At 67.8% G+C, this 13,769-nt stretch carries 15 protein-coding genes and 1 pseudogene; 9 read left to right on the top strand and 7 right to left on the bottom strand.

Going from position 1 to position 13,769, the window contains the following annotated elements:
- Positions 1-205 precede the first annotated feature (205 nt).
- Complete coding sequence (gene qcrB / locus CCN51_RS16300) at positions 206-1,843, bottom strand: cytochrome bc1 complex cytochrome b subunit (RefSeq protein ID WP_043488020.1); 1,638 nt, start codon at positions 1,841-1,843, stop codon at positions 206-208.
- Positions 1,840-2,079 (bottom strand): hypothetical protein, encoded by a 240-nt coding sequence (locus CCN51_RS54335; RefSeq protein ID WP_143675816.1) that lies wholly within the window; start codon positions 2,077-2,079, stop codon positions 1,840-1,842. Before CCN51_RS54335 ends, qcrB begins: the two co-directional genes overlap by 4 nt.
- A gap of 194 nt (positions 2,080-2,273) precedes the next feature.
- Here CCN51_RS54335 and CCN51_RS16305 point away from each other — a divergent pair, with 194 nt between their 5' ends.
- Positions 2,274-2,936, top strand: a complete 663-nt coding sequence (locus CCN51_RS16305; RefSeq protein WP_014181247.1) for a TetR/AcrR family transcriptional regulator — start codon at positions 2,274-2,276, stop codon at positions 2,934-2,936.
- Between the two features lie 196 nt (positions 2,937-3,132).
- On the opposite strand, the gene CCN51_RS57400 is transcribed toward CCN51_RS16305, so the two are convergent.
- Positions 3,133-3,582: a Rossmann-fold NAD(P)-binding domain-containing protein gene (locus CCN51_RS57400; RefSeq protein ID WP_014181246.1), complete on the bottom strand. Its 450-nt coding sequence runs from the start codon at positions 3,580-3,582 to the stop codon at positions 3,133-3,135.
- 17 nt (positions 3,583-3,599) lie between these two features.
- A pseudogene (locus tag CCN51_RS59965) lies at positions 3,600-3,962 on the bottom strand (SDR family oxidoreductase); the annotation flags it as partial.
- Here CCN51_RS59965 and CCN51_RS16320 point away from each other — a divergent pair.
- Entirely contained in the window at positions 3,942-4,301 is a 360-nt protein-coding gene (locus CCN51_RS16320; RefSeq protein WP_014181245.1) for a winged helix-turn-helix transcriptional regulator, read from the top strand. The pseudogene CCN51_RS59965 and the gene CCN51_RS16320 overlap by 21 nt on opposite strands.
- A gap of 277 nt (positions 4,302-4,578) precedes the next feature.
- Here CCN51_RS16320 and CCN51_RS16325 read toward each other — a convergent pair whose 3' ends face one another.
- Positions 4,579-5,490 (bottom strand): GntR family transcriptional regulator, encoded by a 912-nt coding sequence (locus CCN51_RS16325; protein ID WP_158502598.1) that lies wholly within the window; start codon positions 5,488-5,490, stop codon positions 4,579-4,581.
- 88 nt (positions 5,491-5,578) lie between these two features.
- On the opposite strand from CCN51_RS16325, the gene CCN51_RS16330 reads away from it, so the two are divergent.
- The 7 genes from CCN51_RS16330 (at position 5,579) to CCN51_RS16360 (ending at position 12,876) form a co-directional block, all read left to right on the top strand.
- Positions 5,579-6,895 carry an alpha/beta fold hydrolase gene (locus CCN51_RS16330; protein WP_014181243.1) on the top strand — a complete coding sequence of 439 codons (1,317 nt, stop codon included), beginning with the start codon at positions 5,579-5,581 and terminating at the stop codon, positions 6,893-6,895.
- A 46-nt stretch (positions 6,896-6,941) separates the two neighbouring features.
- The gene (locus CCN51_RS16335) at positions 6,942-8,120 is read left to right on the top strand and encodes a homogentisate 1,2-dioxygenase (RefSeq protein WP_014181242.1); all 1,179 of its coding nucleotides are present in this window, start codon (positions 6,942-6,944) and stop codon (positions 8,118-8,120) included.
- A gap of 13 nt (positions 8,121-8,133) precedes the next feature.
- The gene (locus CCN51_RS16340; RefSeq protein WP_014181241.1) at positions 8,134-8,886 is read left to right on the top strand and encodes an acetoacetate decarboxylase; all 753 of its coding nucleotides are present in this window, start codon (positions 8,134-8,136) and stop codon (positions 8,884-8,886) included.
- Between the two features lie 12 nt (positions 8,887-8,898).
- On the top strand, positions 8,899-9,798 hold the full coding sequence (locus tag CCN51_RS16345; protein WP_086013778.1) for an alpha/beta fold hydrolase: 900 nt from the start codon (positions 8,899-8,901) through the stop codon (positions 9,796-9,798).
- Positions 9,799-9,807: 9 nt separating this feature from the next.
- The gene (locus CCN51_RS16350) at positions 9,808-10,554 is read left to right on the top strand and encodes a maleate cis-trans isomerase family protein (RefSeq protein WP_014181239.1); all 747 of its coding nucleotides are present in this window, start codon (positions 9,808-9,810) and stop codon (positions 10,552-10,554) included.
- Positions 10,555-10,642: 88 nt separating this feature from the next.
- A complete protein-coding gene (locus CCN51_RS16355) occupies positions 10,643-11,083 on the top strand; it encodes an SRPBCC family protein (RefSeq protein ID WP_014181238.1) in 441 nt (146 codons plus the stop codon).
- A gap of 125 nt (positions 11,084-11,208) precedes the next feature.
- Positions 11,209-12,876: an NAD-dependent malic enzyme gene (locus tag CCN51_RS16360; protein ID WP_106436758.1), complete on the top strand. Its 1,668-nt coding sequence runs from the start codon at positions 11,209-11,211 to the stop codon at positions 12,874-12,876.
- Positions 12,877-12,962: 86 nt separating this feature from the next.
- On the opposite strand, the gene CCN51_RS16365 is transcribed toward CCN51_RS16360, so the two are convergent.
- Together CCN51_RS16365 and CCN51_RS16370 are read right to left on the bottom strand one after the other, a co-directional pair.
- Positions 12,963-13,340 (bottom strand): nuclear transport factor 2 family protein, encoded by a 378-nt coding sequence (locus tag CCN51_RS16365; RefSeq protein WP_014181236.1) that lies wholly within the window; start codon positions 13,338-13,340, stop codon positions 12,963-12,965.
- A gap of 98 nt (positions 13,341-13,438) precedes the next feature.
- Positions 13,439-13,769, bottom strand: a 331-nt coding sequence (locus tag CCN51_RS16370) for a DoxX family protein (RefSeq protein ID WP_086859681.1), incomplete at its 5' end; no start/stop codon positions are given.

Consider the following 13,769-nt stretch of genomic DNA (forward strand, 5'->3'; position numbering starts at 1 on the left):
TGCGCCTTGGCGTCGAACGTTCGTCCCGTCCCATACGCCCGCAGATCGAGCGTACCCAGGCACGACGGGAGCCCCGACGAACGCGTCCTGGTCAACAAAATCCCGTGCTGCGATACGCTTCAGCAGCAGCGCACCGCTCACGCGACCGAGCCCGAGCGGCGACGCACTCACTTCGCCTCCGCGAATGGCGGGCCGACGTACCCGATCAGTGATGGCTGTGACCGTCGCTGATCGACTTGTACTCATCCACAGTCAGCTTCTGCACCTGTGACTCGTCCCCGTAGTACGCCCTGCTGAGCTTGGCGCGCAGCTTCTCGGAGCGCTTCACCTTGCGCTCGACGCCGTTCCCGTCGACCGTCGGGCCGATCTCGGCCGGCTTGTACTGCTCGTGCGCGGTGAGCGTGTGCAGTTGCTCCTGGCTGAGCGGCTCGTGCACCTCAACGAATTCACCGTGCGGCAGGCGCTTGATGATGCCGGTCTCGCGGCCGTGCAGCACCTTGTCGCGGTCCCGGCGCTGGAGGCCGAGACAGATCCGCTTGGTGATGATGAACGCGAGGACCGGGGCAACGAAGAACGCGATGCGGACGAACCACGTGATGGCGTTGATCGACAGGTGGAAGTGGGTTGCCCAGAGGTCATTGCCACCGCCGATCATCAGGACGGCGTACAAGGTCAGCCATGCCACGCCGAAGGCCGTGCGGGTCGGGGTGTTGCGCGGGCGGTCCAGGATGTGGTGCTCGCGCTTGTCGCCGGTGACCCAGGACTCGATGAACGGGTAGACAGCGATCGCCGCGAGGATCAGCGGGAAGAGCGCCAGCGGGATGAGCACGCCCAGGACGAGCGTATGACCCCAGAGGTTGATCTCCCAGCCCGGCATGACACGGATCAGGCCTTCGGTGAAGCCCATGTACCAGTCGGGCTGGGCGCCGGTGGACACCTGATCGGGCCGGTAGGGGCCCATGGCCCAGATCGGGTTGATCGTGGCGATGGCCGCGATGGCCGCGATGACGCCGAAGACCAGGAAGAAGTAGCCTCCGGCCTTGGCCATGTAGACCGGCATCAGCGGCATGCCGACGACGTTCTTGTTGCTCTTTCCAGGACCCGCGAACTGCGTGTGCTTGTGGTGGACGAGCAGGACCATGTGCGCCGCGATGAGGGCGAGCATGATGCCCGGCAGCAGCAGGACGTGAACCGAGTAGAAGCGGGCGACGAAGTCGGTACCGGGGAATTCGCCGCCGAAGATGAAGAACGACAGGTACGTCCCGACGATCGGAATCGACAGGACCGCACCCTCCATGAATCGGATTCCGGTGCCGGAGAGCAGGTCGTCCGGCAGTCCGTAGCCGGTGAAGCCGGTGAACATGCCCAGGACGAACAGCAGGAAGCCGAATAGCCAGTTGACCTCGCGGGGCTTGCGGAAGGCGCCGGTGAAGAACACGCGCATCATGTGCACGAGCATGCCGGCGAGGAAGATCAGCGCCGCCCAGTGGTGCATCTGCCGGATGAGCAGTCCGCCACGGACGTCGAAGCTGATGTCCAGCGTCGACTTGTAGGCCTCGCTCATCCGCTGGCCCTGCAGCGGAACGTAGCTGCCGTGGTACACCACCTCGTTCATCGACGGGTGGAAGAACAGCGTCAGGTACACCCCCGTGATGATGAGGATGACGAAGCTCCACAGGCAGACCTCGCCCAGCATGAACGACCAGTGGTCGGGGAAGATCTTGCGCATGTTGGCCTTGGCCAGGGAGTAGATCCCGAGCCGGCCGTCGGCCCAGTCGGCCACGCGCTCACCGGCCGGGGCCTTCTCACGCGAGGCGGGTCCGCTGCTGCTCTTTGTACTCATCCGCGCTCCCGGGCGGCAGGATCGGTAACGGTGCTGAAGACCGGGCGGGCATCGCTGGACAGGTACACCGCGATCTGGGGGACGGCGTCAGCGCGAAGCGGGATCACCGTACCGACGCGCACACAGTCGTTGGGCAGGTTGGGGACGTGACGCCTTCGCGGCGGTTGGAGGGGTTCAGGAGGAGGTGGGTTGAACTCGCTGACCACGTTCGGGATCTCCTCGTCAGGGGTGGACATGGGGGTTGGTTCCGCAGCGGAGAGTTGCTGGGCACGGGAGCGACAGCCATGCCGCGCAGTGCGGCGCATCGCCGTGCGTGACTGCCGGCTACGGAACTCCGGGATGGATCGGGCAAAGGCACAGCCCTGCGGAATCAGAGCTACCCCAAATATATAGCAGCTCTATTTTCGGTCGGCGCGGGTACCCTGACCCCATGACCACTGACGCCGCCCCGCCCCCCGCCGGCTTGCGCCTGCGCAAGCGCGAACGCACCCGACTGGCGATCACCGGCGCAGCCTTCCGCCTGTTCGCCGAGCGCGGGTTCGATGCGGTGACGGTCACAGAGATCGCAGCTGCCGCCGACGTGGCCCCCGCCACCATCTTCACTCATTTCGCCACAAAAGAGGACATCTTCTTCAGTCGAGGGCTGGACTTCACTACCGGCCTGCCTGAGGTCATCGACTCCGCAACCGACGGTGACCTGCCCGTTCGACTAGGGGAGTTCTTCCGCAGGACCATTACAGAGGTCGTGACCTCGGATTGGGCAAGCGCCCGCGCCTTTGCCCGCATCCTGCTGGGCAGTCCTGCCCTGCGCCGCTCGTACCTCCCCCTGGTCCGCGCGTGGCAAGATCTGATCACCAACGCTCTGCTCGCCCGATCTCAAAGGGACGAGGACACCGCTGAAATCGCCCTGTTCTCCGCTCTGGTCATCACAACCGTGTCGGTCGCCATGGACGCGATGCACATCGCGCTGGCCACCGATGCGCCTGCCCGCCAGGTTCGGAAGACGATCGACGCCGGCCTCGACCGAGGCTTCGCCCGCCTCGCGGGCGCTTACCCGGACGGCCTCACCGCACAGCGGCCGCCCGCTCCGTGAGCACACGGACGCCGCTCCTCATTCCATTACGGCGAGCCGCCTACCATTGCGCGGATGTCGGCCCGAGAAGCTGCCCATTGAGGTGACCCTGGCCTGGGGTCTGGCTCTTCACCCCACATGCACAGCGCCCTGGGAAAGCGACGATCGCCCGCCCAGGGCACCGATTGTTCGACCTTGAGCGCCAGGCAGTTGCCTGTCAGATCTGGTCCCAGCTCTGTCGTACGGCCCACTCGCGCAGGGTGATGGCCCCAGTCCTGACGACCTCCGGGGCCGGTGCCGGAGGCAACGGCGTGCCCGGAGCGTAGCCGGCGGCGATTCCGGCAGCGACTTCGGCGCCGACGTGCGGGACCAACATCCGCTCATACTCTCGGAAATCGATGGTGGTCCACCGCATCTCGCGCCCCAGCGCCGCGGAGAATTCCTTGGCGACCTGGTCACCGGTCAGGACTTCGGGCCCAGCGACGATCTGCAAGGGCGGTGGGGATGAGGTGGCGATGAGCTCAGCGTTCTCCATGTAGGTAAATGCCGGTGCCACCACCGTGGCGACCTCGACACTGCCCAGCATGCCTGCGGCGAGCACAGCCCGGGCATCCACGAAGGGCGCCCCGACCGGTTCAGTCGCCACAATGCCGCTGGTGTTGAACACCGCAGTGGGACCTTCGCGCTCTTCAGCGCCGCCAGCACCGCCTGGGCCTGCGGCACGGCAGTGTCGGCGGCGAAGACCAGCGGCAGCTGAATGACCACCGCATCGGCGCCTTGGTACGCGTCCGCCAGGGACACAGGGTCGGAAAAGTCAGCAATGACCGGTTCGACAGCTGGAGGCAGGCCCGGTGCCGAAGTGTCACGGACGGCCGCCCGCACCCGGTGGCCAGCGGCAAGCACATGTCGAACAACCGGTGCGCCTTGGACGCCAGTTGCTCCGTGAACGACAACAGTGGGTGTCTTCATGCCCGGTACGTTACTTCTGAGAATGAAGTAGTACCCACAAAGTGCTATAGCTTCAGAATGGAAACTAATGGCGTACATGCAGGTCAGGCGGTACGTCTGAGCAAAGCGGGTAGCGGATGCGGTGTCGAGCGCACCCTTAAAGTCCTCGATGACAAATGGACGACACTGATCGTCCGCGAGCTTCTCACCGGGCCCAAGCGCTTCGGGGAACTGCGCACAGCGCTGGGCACTCCAAGCGCCAAGACGCTCACCGACCGCCTCCGCATCCTGGAGGCCCAGAAGATCCTCACTCGCACAGTGTTCGCGGAAGTGCCGCCCCGGGTCGTCTATGAGCTCACGGAACAGGGGCAGAGCCTCAGCGATATCCTGGACGCCATGCTCGCGTGGGGAGAGCAAAACCCCCTTGTCGAAGACTGAGGTCCCCCCCTCCCGGCCATCGGCGTGTCGAGGGCGGCGTTCGCGTGCCACAGCGTGAACACGTATGCCGGCGCAGCTGACGTCGGCGTCGGTTGCGTCGAAGGTGGAGCAGCCCCTTTCGGCTCACCGTCGCCGTGAGTCGGCCGATGAGTCGCCGGGGCGAGCGTGACCTTGCAGAAGGCGACAAGGCGGCGCGGCTCTGCCCCAGCCGCGCCGGGCAGTCGTCGCCTGGCGTGACCTTCGCTGCCGCAAGGTCGACACCGCGACCCCGCGCCGGTCAACTCGGATTCTGCTCCGGGCTGGTCCAATACCCCTGGTGAACGTCGCGTACTTCCTCACGGACAGGAAGCTTCGGATCCACGTACGCCCTTATCCACTCGATGGGGGACCCGTTCTCGTCATGCAGAGTCAGCACGCAGACCGACACAGGGGTGTCTAGATACAGGCCCAAGTGGCGGGAGACGATGGGCGGCGGCGTGCTCGCGTAGATCCGCCTTCGCATCGTGACGACATCGACGCCTTCCGCACTCAAGATCGACATCATCGGCTTGGCCCGGAGATCCTCCAGGCTGTGACGCTCACCGAGTTCGGGCAGTTGGACGTTGTGCGTGACGACATGCGGCCGCCCCTGGTAGACCCGTAGCCGGGCGCACTGCCACAGCTTGCTCCCCGGAGGCAGCCCGAACACCCGACACGCCTCCGCGGGAACGACCCCGATACCGACCCGCAGGAGTTCGTACCCGTACTCGGACCCCTCCTCTTCGGGATAGAAGACCGGGAGATCACCCTCATCACCGGCGCCCGGCGGAACGTAGGTGGCCCGGGGCCGCCGACCACGGCCTCGCTCGACCAGGCCCTCTTCGCCCAGACGCTCCAGAGGGGTCCGGGCCGTCACCACGCTGACTTTGAAGCGCTCGGCCAGTTCGCGTTCACCAGGGAAGTCCGTGCGCCCCACCCACAGTCCGTCGAGGATTTCGGCCCGCAGCTGCCGATAGATCTGCTGCTGCATGGGCACGTCCGGGTTCAGGACGTCACCGTCGTCCACGACTGGGCCGCCACTCCCGGCATCGACGGAAGTGGATTCGATTGGCATGTACACAACCTCTCCTGACTGTGCGCGAGGAATCGCCCCCATTATGACCGACACCCGCTTGACATTCCATCTTTCCCATATGAATATGTGATTCATGGTTTTGAGGGCGCCTCGCCCCGCCACACCTGGTCCGCGCCCCTCTCGCCAGGACCTTTCCCCTCTGTCGCCCCTGTGAGGACCCGACATGACTGCACAGAGCAGGTACCGACTTCCCGATCTGCCGCTTCCCGAGCTGTTCGTCACGCCCGAGCGGCGGGTGCGGGGCAGTGTCAACGCCTACCGGATGGATCAGCTTCCGGGGGGCACGCAGCGTGAGTTCATCGACATCACGGCTTCGGACGGCGCGTTCTCGTTCGGGCTGCTGCACCTGCCGCCGGGCCCGCGCCCCAAGACGGTCGCTGTCTTCATGCATCCCAGGGAGAACCAGTCCCGCCAGTACCTCAGCCCCTATCTACTCCATGCGGGATACGCCGTATGGGGCCAGACCAGCCGTGCGCTGAACAACGACAGCGACATGGTCCACGAGGAAGTGGTCCTCGACACCGCGGCGGGTTTGCGGATGCTCAAGGAGCGCGGCTTCGAGAGCATCGTGCTCATCGGCAGCAGCGGCGGGACCTCGCTCCTGTCCTACTACCAGTGGCAGGCATCCCTGCCGCCCGAGCAGCGACACACGCACGGTCCGCACGGCGAGCCGACCCGGTTCGCCGAGGAGGACATGCCGGCCGCCGATTTCTACGTCGCGCTCGCCCCGCACGCCGGCGAGGGCGTCATCATGCTCAACATGCTCGACCCGGCCGTCGTCGACGAGGCGAACCCGACGGCGATTGACCCCGAGCTGGACATGTTCAACCCGGCCAACGGCTACCAGCCCTTCCCGGAGCCCAGCAAGTACGACTCGGAATGGCTGGCCGCGTACCGCGAGGGGCAGCGCGCCCGTGCCCGGCGCATCGACGTCATCGCCCGCACGCTGATCGCCGACTACGAGGAGACACGGCGCGTCGTCGACCGCGAGAACCTCGGCTCACCCCTGGCTCGCCGCGCGCTCATGTCGCCGTACCTGACCGTCTACGGGACCGTCGCCAACCCGGCGCACACCGATCCCACCATCCACCCCAACCACCGGGTCCCGGGCAGCATCTTCTCCGGCGGCCATCCACTGCGCGGCTCCTACGGTCCGCACTCGCTGGGCCGTGTGCTCACCGCACGGGCCTGGCTGTCGACCTGGAGCGGCCTGTCGGCGCGGGCCGAGTGGAAGCATGCCGCGGGGCACCTCGACGTCCCCACGCTGGTGGTCGCCCCGCTGGGCGACACGGATGCCTACCCGGACGAGCAGGAGGAGATCTTCTCCCGCATCCCGGTGGCCGACAAGACGTTCACCACCCTCGACCACGCCCATCACTACCTCTTCCTGCTGCCCAACGCGCCCGTGGACTACAACCCGCGCGACAAGGCCGGAGAGGTCGTCACGAAGTGGCTCGCCGAGCGCGTCAGCGCGTCCTGACCCCGCCGCAGCGCACGAGAAACGCCCCTCTGGAGGCAGAGCAGACATGCCGTACTACCGTTCCGTGGGCCGGGTTCCCCACAAGCGCCACGTCCAATTCCGCAAGCCCGACGGCGGGCTGTACCGCGAAGAACTGATGGGCACCGAGGGCTTCTCCTCCGACTCCGCCCTCCTCTACCACACCCACGCGCCGACGGATGTGGTCGACGTGGGCACGTGGGACATCCCCGGCCAGGAGACCACGCCCAACCACCCACTCAAGCCGCGTCTGGTGCGCACCCGCAAGCTGGACGAGGGCGGCGATGCCGTCAACGGCCGCCGCCTGCTCGCCGCCAACCAGGACGTGCGGGTCAGTTATGTCGCCGCCGATCGGCCCAGCCCGCTGTACCGCAACGCCATGGGCGACGAAATGTACTTCGTCCAGTCCGGCACCGCTCGCGTCGAGACGGTGTTCGGTGTGCTGGACGTCGGCCCGCGCGACTTCGTCATCATGCCCACCTCCACCACACACCGCTGGGTTCCCACCGGCGACAAGCCCGTACGGCTGCTGATAACGGAGTCGACCGGCGGCATCCACCCGCCCAAGCGCTACCTCTCCGCCCGCGGCCAGTTCCTGGAGCACTCCCCCTACTGCGAGCGGGACCTGCGGGCGCCCGCCGAGCCGTACGTCGTGGAGGGCGACAACGTCGACGTGTACGTACGCCACCGCGCCGGCGGCACCCGCTATACCTACGCCCACCACCCCTTCGACGTCGTCGGCTGGGACGGCCATCTCTACCCGTACGCGTTCAACATGGACGACTACGAGCCGATCATCGGCCGCATCCACCAGCCGCCGCCCACCTTCCAGACGTTCGAGGGGCCCGGCTTCGTGATCTGCTCCTTCGTCCCGCACAAGGTGGAGTACCACCCGGACGCAGTCATCGTCCCCTACAACCACGCCAACGTGGACTCGGACGAGCTGATGTACTACGTCGAAGCGGCGGGCGGTTCCCGTGGCGGGCACGGCATCGACGAGGGGGCCATCACCTGGCACCCGGCGGGCTTCATCCACGGCCCGCACACGAACGAGCTGGAGAGGTCCGTCGAGGCCTACAACGCCGGCAAGGTCGACATCAAACGCCTGACGGCCGTCATGATCGACACCTTCCGCCCCCTCGAACTCGGCGAGGGCGCCCTGGCCGTCGAGAACCCCGACTACCTCGCCACCTGGCGCAACGCCTGATCGGGGACTCGTCATGCGCAGCGATCAGGTCACCAGCCAGCTGAACACCCCGCTGACCGCCCCCGCATACCCGATGCCGTCCGGCACCCGGTTCATCGACCGGGAGTACCTCAACATCGTCTACCGCACCGATCCCGAGGCGCTGCGGGCCGTCGTACCCGAACCGCTGGCGGTCGGCGAACCCCTGGTGCGCTTCGAGGTCATGCGCATGGGCGACGTCGGCGGCTTCGGCCCCTACACCGAGGCCGGCATCGCGATTCCGGTGAACTTCGAGGGCGAGCAGGGCGAATACCTGCACGCGATGTACCTGGACAACTTCCCGGCCACGGCGGGCGGCCGCGAGCTGTCCGCCTACCCCAAGGTGCTGGGTTCCCCCCGGCTCTACGTCGACCACGGAGCCCTCGTGGGCACCCTCGACTTCGGGACCCTGCGCGTGGCCACCGCGACCATGGGCTACAAACACTGGCGGCTCGACCCGGACGAGGCACTGCGGCAGATCACCGTGCCGACGTACATGGTGAAGATCGTGCCCGGTTACGACTTCCGGCCCCGGGTCGCCGACCTGGTCCGCACCCAGATCACCGACATCACGGTCAAGGAGGCCTGGACGAGCCCCGCCCGGCTCCAGCTCTTCCACCACGTGCTCGCGCCGCTCGCCGACCTGCCGGTCGTCGAGGTGGTCTCGGCGAGCCACATCCTCACCGACCTGTCGCTGGCTCCGGCGAAGCCGGTCTTCGACTACCTCAATCCCACTGCGACCATGTAGGAGACGATGACCATGTCGTCGGACAGCCCCTCGCCGCATCAGGAGGCAGGCAGCAGCGGACTGTTCGTCCGCCGCGGCGGCCGTACGGACGGACCGGTGCTGGTGCTGCTCCACGGCGGCCTGGGGAACGGGCAGGTGTGGCACGCCGTCGAGGACCTGCTACGGGAACGGTGGCCGGGCGGCTGGCTGGTGCCCGACCTCCCCGGGCACGGTCAGTCCCCTCGGCTGACCCGATACAGCTACGGACGGATGGCGGCCGACGTCGCCGAAGCCGTGAGCGGCCACCTGTCCCAGGGCGTGCCGGTGCACGTCATGGGCCATTCCCTCGGCGGCGTGGTCGCCCTCACACTGGCCAGCGGGTGGTTCGGTATCGACGTGACCACCGTGTGCGCGATGGGTGTGAAACCCGCCTGGTCCGCGGAGGACAAGGCGATGATGGCCGCCGTGGCGGCGGCCCCGGCACCCGTCTTCGCCACCCGGGACGACGCTGTGGGATTCGTGCTGGCTGCGGCCGCGATAAGCGATGTGGTGACCACGGACTCGCCCTTGTGCGACTCGTTGGTCATCGGCGATGGGGACCACTGGGAAGCCGTCACGGACCTCTCCGTCCTGTCCGTCGGTGCCGCGGATCTGCCTGGGATGATCGCGGCCTGTCGCGCACAGGAGGTCGTACTCGCCGCCGGCGAACACGATCCGGTCTGTCCGCCGGCCGAGCTGGCGAAGGCATTTCCCACGGTCACCGTGCTCGCCGGAGCAAGCCACTATCCCCACCTCCAGACCCCGGAGGCGGTCTGGCCGCTGCTCGACCACGTGGAGCGAAGCGCTCCTTGGCCAGACACATCCCGGCCGGGTACCGGGCCTCTCCATCCCGGGCCCGATGACGGCAGCCCCGTTTTCCCATCCCACTTCTGAGGAGCATTCATGTCCAGTCACCGGATCGGCCTGCTCGTGCCGAGTTCGAACACCACCATGGAGACCGAGATCCCCGAGATCCTCCGTCGGCAGAGCGCGCTGACGGGCGATCAGTTCACCTTCCACGCCAGCCGCATGCGCATGAAGACCGTGGAGAAGAGCGAGCTGGCGGCCATGAACGCCGATGCGGGCCGTGCGGCGGTCGAACTCGCCGACGCCCAGGTCGAGGTGATGGCGTACGCGTGCCTCGTCGCGATCATGTCCCAGGGCAATGGCGTGCACCGGGGCATCGAAGCCGACCTGACCCGCACCGCTGCCGAGAACGGATGCGCGGTGGACGTGCTCTCCAGTGCCGGCGCGCTGGTGGAGGGGCTGCACCACCTGGGCGCTCGGAAGGTCTCCATCGTCACTCCCTACATGAAGCCGCTGACCCGCCTGGTCGCCGAGTACATCGAGTCCGAGGGCGTGGAGGTCCAGGACTCGATCAGCCTCGAGGTCGACGACAATCTCGCCGTCGGCCGCCTCGACCCGTCCCGGCTGCCCGACATCGCCGCCGGGCTGGACACTCGCGGCGTCGACGCCGTCGTGCTCTCGGCGTGTGTGCAGATGCCGTCCCTGCCGGCCATCCCGGCCGCCGAGAAGCGCCTCGGCCTGCCGATCGTCACCGCGGCTGCGGCCACGTCCTGGAAGGTCCTGCGCACGCTCGGTCTGGAAACCGTCGCCGACGGCGCCGGCGCCCTGTTCCGCAAGGACTGACCGCAGGACCCCGGGCTTTGCGCCCCGGTTCGCCCGCCCCGCCGGGGCAAAAGCCCCATTCCCTCCGATCATCGTAAGGAATGCTGCCATGTCTCCCATCCCGCTGGAAACGACGATCAACGGTCCCGTGGACCGGGTCTTCGACATCGTCACCCAGGTCCGTTTCTGGCCCCAGTGGCACGTCCTCACCAGGGCCGTCACCGGAACAATCGAGCGGCCGTTCCTGCCGGGTGACGAGTTCACCGAGTTCATCCGGACGGCCGAAGGCACGCTGGAGCTCGCCTGGAAGGTGGTGGAGCACGAGCGCCCCCGGCGCGTGACGATTCAGCCCATCGGTCGGCCCGGCTTCATCTCGTACACCTTCGAGGAAGTCGCCGACGGAACGCTCTTCCGCCGTGTCGTCGACGGCGGAGGGCAGACCGCGAGCGGGACGGTGACATCCGACACCGAGTCCCGCTCCGTGGCCAACCTCAAGGCTTTCGCCGAGGACATCCTCGCGCGCGAGAAGAAGGGCGCGACCTACCCTTAGTCCGGGCACGGCCCCGGAAGTCGCACGGCTCCGTTGCCGCAAACCTGAGAGCCGTTATCGAAGGGCGTCCGGGGTCACCCGGACGCCTTGCCGTTTCCGCCCGCGAGCACACCATGGACCAGACCATGCCCCACTCCCCCCAACCAACTTCGAGCCCCGGCGCCACGATCCTGGCCAACCCCCTCGCCAACAAGGGCACAGCCTTCACCCGGAGCGAACGCTCCGAACTCGGTCTCGACGGGCTGCTGCCCCCCGCGGTGGAGACCCTGGACGAGCAGGTCGCCCGTGCCTACGAGGCGTTCCGAGGCTACGACAAGCCGCTCAACCGGCACATCTACCTGCGACAGCTGCAGGACACCAATGAGGTGCTCTTCCACCGTCTGGTCACCGACCACCTCGAGGAGCTGCTGCCCGTCGTCTACACACCGACGGTGGGCGAAGCCTGCCAACGCTTCAGCGAGATCTACCGGCGGCCACGTGGCCTGTTCCTGACCTGGGAGGACCGGCACCGCTTCGGGGAGATCCTGCGCAACCGCCCTCACCGGGACCAGGACGTGGACGTCATCGTCGTCACCGACGGGCAGCGCATCCTCGGCCTGGGCGACCAGGGCGTCGGCGGGATGGGCATCCCGATCGGCAAGCTGAGCCTCTACACGGCGATCGGCGGCATCCATCCCGCCCGTACCCTGCCGGTCCTGCTCGACGTCGGTACCGACAACGAGGAACTGCTCGACAATCCGCGCTACCTGGGCCGGCGGGCACGCCGACTGACCGGCGCCGAGTACGACGAAATGGTGGAGGCCTTCGTCTCGGCGGTCGAGACAGAACTGCCGGGTTCACTGCTGCAGTGGGAGGACTTCGCCACCGCCCATGCGCGCCCGATCCTCACGCGTTACCGGGACCGGCTGCTGACCTTCAACGACGACATCCAGGGCACCGCGGCCGTCGCCCTCGGCGCACTGTCCACCGCGGCCGACGTGGCCGGCACCCCACTGTCCGAACAGCGCCTGGTGCTCCTGGGCGCGGGGTCGGCCGCCATCGGAGTCGCCGACATGATCCGTACGGCAATGATCGAGGAAGGCCTGACGGAGGCCGAGGCCGCGGCCCACTTCTGGATCGTGGACGTCAACGGCCTGCTGGTGCGCTCACGCACCGATCTGACGGAGGAGCAGCGGGTCTACGCACGTGAGGACAGCGAGGTGACCGACTGGGCCAGTACAAGCCTCGCCGAAGTGGTGCGCCGCGTCGCGCCGACGGCGCTCATCGGGCTGTCGACCGCCCACGGCGCGTTCACCGAGGAGATCGTCCGGCAGATGGCCTCCGCTTGCGCGCGGCCCGTCATCTTTCCGCTCTCCAACCCCACCTCGCACGCCGAGGCCGACCCGGCGGACCTCACTCGCTGGACCGACGGCCGAGCGCTGATCGCCACCGGCTCGCCCTTCCCGCCGTTGACGGTGGACGGGCGGGAGGTGCCGGTGGCGCAGTCGAACAATGTGTACGTCTTCCCCGCCATAGGGCTCGCAGTGACCGCGAGCCAGGCCACGCGCGTCACCGACCGCATGCTCGTGGCCGCTGCCCACGCCGTCGCGCAGTGCGCCGTTCGGTCGGCGGACGGCGCCGACGGGCCCGTGCCGCTGTTGCCGCCCCTGAGCGGGATGCCGGAGGCCGCTCGCGAGATCGCTCTGGCCGCGGCGCTCGCCGCCGTCGAGGACCAGGTCGCCCCGAAGGCGTCGGAGGACGCGCTGCGCGAGGCGATCGCGGCGGCGCAGTGGACGCCCCGCTACGAGGTCTAGGCACATACTGTGCGGCCCCGCCGGTACGTACCGGCGGGGCCGCACAGTATGTGCCTGGGTACTTCAGGAATCAACGCCGCTGACTCCTACGAGGAGGTACCGGACACCTGAGAGCTGTCCATGTAGATGCGGATGTCCGCCACCTCGTCACCCCGCCATCGAAAGACCGTCACGACGGGAACAGGTCGAGGCGAGTGGGTCTCGTGCCGGTACGTCACCACGGCTTCCGCGATCACGACGCCGGGCTCGGGCTCCCAAAGGCCCACGATGTCGTGCCGCATGGAGAGCAGGCCCTGGGCGGCCCTCATCCGTTCGACGGCCCGGCGGATCTCGTCCCGGCCTGTCATGGTCGTCAGGCCACGCGTCATCCTGACATCCGGGGCCAGGCCCCGGACGAAGGCGTCGGTGTCCAGTGCGGAAGCCGATGCGTCATAGTGCCGCAGCACCCATTGCACGCGGTCCATTGCTCCTCCGTTCCAGCAAGACGTGGTCCGCCGGCCTGTCGGCCACGAGGGCCGCAGACCGGCGGACGCTTCCGGGCCTGTCGCGCCTGCCGGCGCCGTCAGGCGGTGGCTGCCCTGAGGACGACCTCCGCCACGGCGAGCAGCGCGAGCACAAGGGCAGGGGCCATCGCCTTGCCCGGGTCCTTGGCCCTGACGTGCGCGCCCACAGCGCCGACCATCATCAGGGTGAGGCCGGCGGCGGCCGCGACACCCAGCCACGACACCCACAGACCGATGACGACGCCGACGACGCCGAGTACTTCGAGTACCCCGACCAGGCGGTAGAGCGTGTGTGGTACGTGAAGGTGGTCGGCCTGCTCCAGGGCCTTGGCTTGGCCTGTGGCCTTCTGTGCGCCTGCGGCGAGGAAGGCCAGCGCCAGCAGGGCGGCG

Origin of the sequence: Streptomyces milbemycinicus (assembly GCF_002154605.1) — a bacterium.
In the GTDB taxonomy this organism is placed as follows: domain Bacteria; phylum Actinomycetota; class Actinomycetes; order Streptomycetales; family Streptomycetaceae; genus Streptomyces; species Streptomyces milbemycinicus.

Coding starts and splice junctions, on each gene's coding strand:
- CCN51_RS16355 (WP_014181238.1), top strand. CDS start 10,643: ATGTCTCCCATCCCGCTGGAAACGACGATCAACGGTCCCGTGGACCGG.
- CCN51_RS16360 (WP_106436758.1), top strand. CDS start 11,209: ATGCCCCACTCCCCCCAACCAACTTCGAGCCCCGGCGCCACGATCCTG.
- CCN51_RS16330 (WP_014181243.1), top strand. CDS start 5,579: ATGACTGCACAGAGCAGGTACCGACTTCCCGATCTGCCGCTTCCCGAG.
- CCN51_RS16340 (WP_014181241.1), top strand. CDS start 8,134: ATGCGCAGCGATCAGGTCACCAGCCAGCTGAACACCCCGCTGACCGCC.
- CCN51_RS16305 (WP_014181247.1), top strand. CDS start 2,274: ATGACCACTGACGCCGCCCCGCCCCCCGCCGGCTTGCGCCTGCGCAAG.
- CCN51_RS16365 (WP_014181236.1), bottom strand. CDS start 13,340: ATGGACCGCGTGCAATGGGTGCTGCGGCACTATGACGCATCGGCTTCC.
- CCN51_RS54335 (WP_143675816.1), bottom strand. CDS start 2,079: ATGTCCACCCCTGACGAGGAGATCCCGAACGTGGTCAGCGAGTTCAAC.
- CCN51_RS16320 (WP_014181245.1), top strand. CDS start 3,942: ATGGAAACTAATGGCGTACATGCAGGTCAGGCGGTACGTCTGAGCAAA.
- CCN51_RS16335 (WP_014181242.1), top strand. CDS start 6,942: ATGCCGTACTACCGTTCCGTGGGCCGGGTTCCCCACAAGCGCCACGTC.
- CCN51_RS16345 (WP_086013778.1), top strand. CDS start 8,899: ATGTCGTCGGACAGCCCCTCGCCGCATCAGGAGGCAGGCAGCAGCGGA.
- CCN51_RS16325 (WP_158502598.1), bottom strand. CDS start 5,490: ATGAATCACATATTCATATGGGAAAGATGGAATGTCAAGCGGGTGTCG.
- qcrB (WP_043488020.1), bottom strand. CDS start 1,843: ATGAGTACAAAGAGCAGCAGCGGACCCGCCTCGCGTGAGAAGGCCCCG.
- CCN51_RS16350 (WP_014181239.1), top strand. CDS start 9,808: ATGTCCAGTCACCGGATCGGCCTGCTCGTGCCGAGTTCGAACACCACC.